A 342-nucleotide genomic window follows, 5' to 3' on the forward strand; every position below is an offset into this window, starting at 1 on the left:
CTGCTGAAAAGAGCTGACCGACCCAGGCGCTGAGAGTTTGGCTCTTGCGCTGTACGCTCTCCATGCCCTCAGTCTTGGCTTTCACGCTTTGAGAGACCAATTGGACACGTTTACCGCTGTGATTGCCTACATTGAGTAGCTGCTGCGCAATACCCTGTGATGAGCCGCGTACATTGACCACGTGGAACTGTTTGGTGGAGTGGTACAGGTCGGTCAGTATGCGCTGCTGGTTTTTAGAGATAGCGAGCTTGTTGAGCGTGTTCGATTCAACGTGGGTGCGCATGTGATGCGCCCGGCCTTGGGTGCTGTCGATAAGCGCTTGTTCGTTATCAATTAAGCCTT

Annotated in this window: 1 protein-coding gene; it reads right to left on the bottom strand. The window is 53.2% G+C overall.

The features are described from left to right. A partial coding sequence (locus tag AB4589_RS22905) for a hypothetical protein (RefSeq protein ID WP_372101756.1) occupies window positions 1-342 on the bottom strand: 342 nt, incomplete at both ends.

The organism is Vibrio sp. 10N.222.49.A3 (assembly GCF_041475145.1).
Classification (GTDB): Bacteria; Pseudomonadota; Gammaproteobacteria; order Enterobacterales; family Vibrionaceae; genus Vibrio; species Vibrio tasmaniensis_A.